Origin of the sequence: Microbispora sp. ATCC PTA-5024, assembly GCF_000511135.2 — a bacterium.
GTDB classification, from domain to species: Bacteria; Actinomycetota; Actinomycetes; order Streptosporangiales; family Streptosporangiaceae; genus Microbispora; species Microbispora corallina.
This window is the reverse complement of record NZ_KI866527.1, coordinates 234,787-241,623: the sequence shown is the minus strand read 5'-3', so window position 1 is coordinate 241,623 and position 6,837 is coordinate 234,787. Positions and strand designations below refer to the sequence as shown.

General features: G+C 72.5%; 5 protein-coding genes. 2 read left to right on the top strand and 3 right to left on the bottom strand.

Annotated elements, in window-relative coordinates; genetic code table 11:
• Nucleotides 1-170: 170 nt before the first annotated feature.
• Both MPTA5024_RS35580 and hppD read right to left on the bottom strand, forming a co-directional pair.
• Nucleotides 171-677: an RDD family protein gene (locus MPTA5024_RS35580; protein ID WP_036332408.1), complete on the bottom strand. Its 507-nt coding sequence runs from the start codon at nucleotides 675-677 to the stop codon at nucleotides 171-173.
• A 64-nt stretch (nucleotides 678-741) separates the two neighbouring features.
• The gene (hppD, locus tag MPTA5024_RS35575) at nucleotides 742-1,845 is read right to left on the bottom strand and encodes a 4-hydroxyphenylpyruvate dioxygenase (protein ID WP_036332406.1); all 1,104 of its coding nucleotides are present in this window, start codon (nucleotides 1,843-1,845) and stop codon (nucleotides 742-744) included.
• 96 nt (nucleotides 1,846-1,941) lie between these two features.
• Here hppD and MPTA5024_RS35570 point away from each other — a divergent pair, with 96 nt between their 5' ends.
• Nucleotides 1,942-2,421 carry an Lrp/AsnC family transcriptional regulator gene (locus MPTA5024_RS35570; protein WP_036332404.1) on the top strand — a complete coding sequence of 160 codons (480 nt, stop codon included), beginning with the start codon at nucleotides 1,942-1,944 and terminating at the stop codon, nucleotides 2,419-2,421.
• Nucleotides 2,422-2,506: 85 nt separating this feature from the next.
• Nucleotides 2,507-4,756, top strand: coding sequence for a transglycosylase domain-containing protein (locus tag MPTA5024_RS35565; protein WP_232326784.1), 2,250 nt, complete (start codon nucleotides 2,507-2,509; stop codon nucleotides 4,754-4,756).
• Nucleotides 4,757-4,775: 19 nt separating this feature from the next.
• On the opposite strand, the gene MPTA5024_RS35560 is transcribed toward MPTA5024_RS35565, so the two are convergent.
• The gene (locus tag MPTA5024_RS35560) at nucleotides 4,776-6,761 is read right to left on the bottom strand and encodes a thioredoxin domain-containing protein (protein ID WP_036332402.1); all 1,986 of its coding nucleotides are present in this window, start codon (nucleotides 6,759-6,761) and stop codon (nucleotides 4,776-4,778) included.
• Between the last annotated feature and the right edge of the window lie 76 nt (nucleotides 6,762-6,837).

Here is a 6,837-nt window from a genome sequence, read left to right as displayed (position 1 = left end):
TCGGCGCGGCGGCCGCGCCCTCGGACGCGGCGCAGGCCGCGCCGGCTCCGAGCAGTACGGCGGAGATCGCGGCGGTCAGGGAAAGCGTGATGGGGTAACGGTTCGCAGACATAGGTCCGTCCACCATACGCGAACAATCTCGCAGGTCAGGGACGTGACAGGGCCGTGTCTCAGGTGTCGACCACGAGCGTCCCGGCCGCCTTGTCGTGCAGCGCCTGCTTGCGCCGGTCGAACAGGATCCAGGCGAGGTTGACCAGGCCGAGGCAGCACAGCCAGCCCAGGACGACCTCCACGAGCTGGCGGACCGCGATCCGCCCAGGCCCGGCGGGCTCGCCGTCGTCCCGGGCGACCCGCATGCCGAACAGCGCCTTGCCGAGGGTCCGGCCCCGCCAGAACGACTGGAGCGCCCAGTAGTAGAGGAAGGCGATCACCCCCGCCACGGCGGCGTGGGTCACCCGGACGCTCGTCAACGACCCGGTGGCGGGGTTCCAGACCATCCGCCAGCTGCTCCAGGTGAACGGCGCCGAGACGAGCGAGACGATCACACCGTCGGTGACGCCGGCGAACAGGCGGCGCCAGCGGCCGGCCAGCGGCGGGGCCGTCTTCCCCAGCGGGAGGGGAGACCAGGGGACCTGCGGCTCGTGCGGCCCGCCCGGAGGCGGCGGCGGTGCTCCCATGGCTGGTTGGTCACCACGCCGCCGCCCGGGCAAAGCCGCCGAAGGGCAAAGCCTGCGTGCGGTGTCACAGGGTGCCGCGGCGGGCCTGTTCGCGCTCGATGGCCTCGAAAAGGGCCTTGAAGTTGCCCTTGCCGAAGCCGAGGGACCCGTGCCGCTCGATGAGCTCGAAGAACACGGTCGGGCGGTCCACCACGGGCTTGGTGAAGATCTGCAGGAGGTAGCCGTCCTCGTCGCGGTCGACGAGGATGCGCCGGCTCTTGAGCTCCTCGACCGGCACCCGCACCTCGCCGATCCTGGCGCGCAGCGCCGGGTCGTCGTAGTACGAGTCGGGCGTGTCGAGGAACTCGACGCCCGCCTTCCTCATGTGGTCGACGGTGGCGAGGATGTCGTTGGTGGCCAGCGCGATGTGCTGCACGCCCGGGCCGCCGTAGAACTCGAGGTACTCCTCGATCTGCGACTTCTTCTTGCCGACCGCGGGCTCGTTGAGCGGGAACTTCACCTTGCGGGTGCCGTCCGCGACGACCTTGGACATCAGCGCCGAGTACTCGGTCGCGATGTCGTCGCCGATGAACTCCGCCATCTTGGTGAAGCCCATGACCCGCTCGTAGAACTCCACCCACTCGTCCATCTGCTCGACGTTGCCCACGCAGTGGTCGACGGCCTGGAAGAACCGGCCGTTCCGCACGTCGGGGGCCGCGACGATGGGCTCGGCCGCGACGTATCCGGGCAGATAGGGGCCGGTGTAGTTCGACCGGTCGATCAGGGTGTGCCGGGTCTCGCCGTAGGCGGCGATGGCCGCGACCACGATCTTGCCGTGCTCGTCCTCCACGACGTGGGGCTCGGCGAGGCCGCGGGCGCCCTGCTCCAGCGCGTGCCGGTAGGCCGCCTCCACGTCGGGCACGTCGAGCGCCAGGTCGATGACGCCGTCCCCGTGGTCGGCCACGTGCCGGGCGAGCCACGTGCCCGGGCGCACCGAGCCCCTCAGCTCGAACCGGGCAGAGCCCGACGTCAGCACGTACGCCACCTCGTCGGGGCTGCCGGTCTCCGGCCCCCGGTAGGCCGCGAGCCGCATCCCGAAAGCGGTCGAGTAGTAGTGGGCGGCCTGCTTCGCGTTGCCGACCGCGAAGACCACCGCATCCATGCCGTGCACCGGAAAGACATCGTTCATGTGACAACTCTCGGCCGAGGTGCCCAATTTGTGCAACAGTGAGCTGAATCAGTGGACAATCTGCACAGAGCCCGGTCTGGATGGAAGGAGGACGGTGTGACGATTGATCAGCTCGACGCCCGGCTCATCGCGTTGCTGGCCGCCGAGCCGCGCATCGGGGTCCTCGAGAGCTCGCGGCGGCTGAACGTCGCCAGGGGGACGGTCCAGGCGCGGCTCGACCGGCTGGCCGCCCGCGGCGTGATCACCGGGTACGGCCCGGACGTCGACCCGGGCGCCCTCGGCTTCGACGTCACGGCGTTCGTGACCCTGCAGATCCGGCAGGTGTCCGGGCACGTGCCGGTCGCCGACCAGCTCGCGCTGATCCCCGAGGTCCTGGAGGTCCACACGATCACCGGAGGCGGCGACATGCTCTGCCGGGTGGTCGCCGGCAGCAACGCCGACCTGCAGCGCGTCATCGACCGCATCGTCGACGTCCAGGGCGTCGTGCGCACCTCGTCGGTGATCGCCCTGGACACGCCGGTGCCGTACCGGACGCTGCCGCTCGTCGCCGCCGCGGGCGGCCGGACCGGCGCCTGAGGGTGCCGACCATCGTGGTCCATCGTTTACCGTGGTTGCATCCGCCCAGCTCACGGGCGCAAGCGGACATATCGGGGGGAAACGCGTGGACAGCGGCGACGAACGCCCCACGGAGCCGGTCAGCCCGGCCGTCGAGGAGGGCGCCGCCGGGAAGCCGCGGCGGCGCAAGCGGCTGCCGCGTGTCCTGCTTGCCGTCCTCGGCGCGATGATCCTCGGGCTCACCGCGTTCCTCGGTCTCGTGTGGGTGCTCACGCCCATCCCCGGCAGCGCCCAGCAGCTCGCCACCGCTCAGGGCTCGGTCATCTACTACCGGGACGGCAGGACCGTCCTCGCCACCGAGGGCGTCAACCGCAAGAACGTGCCGATCTCCGAGGTGCCCAAGAGCGTCCGCGACGCCGTGATCGCCGCCGAGAACCGGACGTTCTACCAGGACCAGGGCGTGTCGCTGTCCGGCACGGCCCGGGCCATGTGGTCCACGATCACCGGGCGGCAGCTCCAGGGCGGGTCCACGATCACCCAGCAGATGGTCCGCAACTACTACAGCGGCCTCGGCCAGGAACGCTCCATTTCGCGCAAGCTCAAAGAGATCATGATCGCGCTGAAGGTGGACGGGTCGAAGCCCAAGGACTGGGTCCTGGAGCGGTACCTCAACACGATCTACTTCGGCCGCGGCGCGTACGGCGTCCAGGCGGCGGCCAAGGCCTACTTCGGCGTGAACGTCGAGGACCTCTCGACGGCCCAGGGCGCCTACCTGGCCGCGGTGATCCAGCAGCCCACCCGGTTCGCCGACCCGAAGGGGGAGGACCTGGTGGCCGTCCAGGCCAGGTGGAGGTCGGTCGTCGACGGCATGGTCCAGATCGGGGCGCTCAGCCGGGCCGACGCCGACCGGCTGGCCTTCCCCACGCTCGCCAAGCAGAAGGCGCCGCTGTCGCTCGGCGGCCAGAACGGCTACATGCTCGCCCAGGTCCGGGCCGAGCTCAACCGGCTCGGGTACACCGACGAGGACATCAACCAGGGCGGCCTGAAGGTCACCACCACCTTCGACAAGAAGCTGATGGGCCTGGCCCAGCAGGCCGTGAAGTCGGTCCTGCCGGACGGCACGCCCAAGAAGGTGCGCACCGGCCTGGCCGCGGTCGATCCCGCGACCGGCGAGGTCGTGGCGTTCTACGGCGGCCGCTACGAGACCAACCAGTACGACAACGCGTTCTCGGCCAAGGTCCAGGCCGGCTCGACGTTCAAGCCGTACACGCTCGCGGCCGCGCTGGAGGCGGGCTTCGGCCTCGACACCCTCGTGTACGGCAACTCGCCCATCCGGATCGGCAACGCCGACATCCCCAACTCGGGCGGGACGTCGTACGGGCCGGAGATCAACCTCGTCGAGGCGACCCGCAACTCGGTGAACACGGCCTTCGTCGACCTGGGGCAGAAGGTCGGGCTCGGCAAGGTGGCCGCCATGGCGGAGGCGGCCGGGATCCCCGCCGGCCAGCTCACGCCGCACGAGTCGGCCGCCACCTTCCCGCTCGGCGTCGCCTCCGTCAGCGCGGTCCAGCAGGCCTCGGGCTTCGCGACGTTCGCCGCCCTGGGCGTCCACCACGACGCCCACGTGATCAGGTCGGTGACCGACGCCGGCGGCGTCACCAGGAAGATCACCGCACCCGGGAGGCGGGCCTTCCGCGAGGAGACGGCGGCCGACGCGACGTACGCCATGGAGCAGGTGGTGCGCGGCGGGACGGGCACCGCGGCCCGCCTGTGGGACCGTCCGGTCGCCGGCAAGACCGGCACCACCGACAAGTCGTCCGCCGTCTGGTTCTCGGGCTTCGTGCCGCAGATGGCCGTCGCCGTGAACATGTTCCGTGACGACAACAAGCCGGTGAGCGTCCCCGGCTACGGCGAGCTGTTCGGCGGGTCGCTGCCCGCGCAGATCTGGAAGGCGTTCATGACCGAGGCCATGGACGGCAAGCCGGTCAAGCAGTTCCCCGACCCGGTCACCTGGGACCCCTACAACTACTGGGACGGCTACTCGGCGGTCCGGCCCGACCAGATGGGCGGCCAGACGACGTTCCCCGGCCAGGGCGACCCCTCGGCGCCGTTCCCCTCGCAGGGCCCCGGCGCCGGGCCTGGCGTTGCGGGCGGCGGCCCGGGCGGTGGGCCGGGAGGCGGACCGGCGCAGGAGACGCCGCCGGGGAACCCGCCCGGCGACATCGGTTCGCCCGACGGCAACGGCCGTACGGGCGACGGCACCGGCCTCGGCGGTGACGGTGGCGGAGACGGTGGCGGAGACGGCGCCGGCTCCGACGGCGAGCCCCCGCCCGCGACCGTCACCCCGGCAGGGTGACCCCCGCAGGACGGGCCGGTCAGCCGGCGAGTTCGGCGCGGAGGGCGGACACGGTGGTGACCGGGGCCCGGCAGGTGAAGCGGCGGCACACGTAGGCCGCGGGCTCGCCGCCGACCGGCCCGCGCCCCTCCAGCAGCGGCACCACGGCGTCCGATCCGTCGCCGAGCGCGACGACGAGGCCGGGCGCGCCCGACATCAGGGCGGCGCGGTGCAGGGCCGCCGTCCGCGGGTCGTCCTCCGGGCCCACGATCGCGACCTCGGCCGGGCCGCGCAGCGCCGCCGCGGCCACCGCCAGCCCCCACCCGGCGAAGCGGGCGTACTGGCGGGCCAGCGTCGAGACCGCGCCCAGCGCCGCCTCGGCCGCCTCCCGGTGCCGCTCCGACCCGGTCAGGGCCGCGTACGACAGCAGGGCCCCGGCCGCGGCGAACTGGCCGGACGGCGTGGCGTTGTCGGTCGGGTCCTGGGGCCGCTGGAAGAGCCGCTCGCCGTCGTCGGGGACGTCGAAGAGCCCGCCCGAGCCGTCGGGGAACCTGGTGAGCACGGTCTCCAGCAGGTCGCCCGCGCGCTCGAACCAGCGGGTCTCGCCGGTCACCCCGTACAGGGCGAGGAACCCCTCGGCGACGTCGGCGTAGTCCTCCAGCACGCCGGCGTTGGCGCCCGCCCGGCCGTCCCTGGAGGTGCGCAGCAGCCTGGCCGGTCCGCGGCTCGCGGTGTGCAGGTCGTCGAGCAGCACGGCGGCCGCCCGGGCGGCGTCGACGAGGTCGGGACGCTCGAACAGCGCGCCCGCCTCGGCCAGCGCGGCGACGGCCAGGCCGTTCCAGGCCGCCACGACCTTGTCGTCCCGGCCCGGCCGGGGCCGCCGTTCGCGCGCCTCGGACAGCGCCGCGCGCACCCGCGCGAACCGGCCGGGATCGCCGGGGTCGTGTGGAAGCTGGAGCACCGAGTTGCCGTGCTCGAACGTGCCGGTCACCTCGAACAGCGCCGCCGCCCAGTCGCCGTCCTCCTGGCCGAGGACCTCCCGCAGCTTGTCGGGCGTCCAGACGTAGTAAAGCCCCTCGCCGTGGGAGCCGTCCGGCCCCTCGCTGTCGGCGTCGAGCGCGGAGGCGAAGCCGCCCTCGGGGGTGCGCATCTCGCGGAGCAGCCAGTCGGCCGTCTCCAGCGCCACGCGGCGGGCGAGGACGGACCCGGACGACCTCCACCAGTGCGCGTAGACCCGCAGCAGCAGCGCGTTGTCGTAGAGCATCTTCTCGAAGTGGGGCACCACCCAGGAGGCGTCCACCGAGTAGCGGGCGAAGCCGCCGCCGAGCTGGTCGTAGATCCCGCCCCTGGCCATGGCCTCCATCGTCGTCTCGGCCATGGCGAGCGCCTCGGGCGTGCCGTGCCGCAGCAGGAACTCCAGGACCATCGACGGGGGGAACTTCGGCGCGCCGCCGAACCCGCCGCGCTGCCGGTCGAAGGCACGGGCCAGGTCCCGTACGGCGTGCTCCAGGTCCTCCGCCGACGGCAGGGGACCGGAGGGGACGCCGGTGCGTTCGGTGAGGGCCTCGACCACCTTCGCGCCCTGCCCGACGACGGCGGTCCGCTCGTTCCGCCACGCCTCGGCGACCCCCAGCAGCAGGCGCTGGAAGTGCGCGCGCGGGAAGTAGGTGCCCGTGTAGAACGGATGGCCGTCGGGGGTGGCGAAGACCGTCATGGGCCAGCCGCCCTGCCCGGTCATCGCCTGCGTGGCGCTCATGTAGACGGCGTCGACGTCCGGCCGCTCCTCGCGGTCGACCTTGACGTTGACGAACAGGTCGTTCATGAGCCGGGCCGTCGCCTCGTCCTCGAACGACTCGTGCGCCATCACGTGGCACCAGTGGCAGGCGGAGTAGCCGACGCTGATCAGCAGGGGGACGTCGCGGCGGCGGGCCTCCGCGAACGCCTCGTCCCCCCACTGGTGCCAGTCCACCGGGTTGGCGGCGTGCTGCAGGAGATACGGGCTCGTGGCGTCCTTCAGGCGGTTCATCGAGGTCCTCTCCCCAGCCGGTGCGATCCCTACCCCGCCCAGTCTGCTCGGGGGACCCCCACCTGGCGAAATCCGG

What these genes read in the sequence shown, in the direction of transcription:
- MPTA5024_RS35580 (WP_036332408.1), bottom strand. Translation starts at nt 677, where the DNA reads ATGGGAGCACCGCCGCCGCCTCCGGGCGGGCCGCACGAGCCGCAGGTC.
- MPTA5024_RS35560 (WP_036332402.1), bottom strand. Translation starts at nt 6,761, where the DNA reads ATGAACCGCCTGAAGGACGCCACGAGCCCGTATCTCCTGCAGCACGCC.
- hppD (WP_036332406.1), bottom strand. Translation starts at nt 1,845, where the DNA reads ATGAACGATGTCTTTCCGGTGCACGGCATGGATGCGGTGGTCTTCGCG.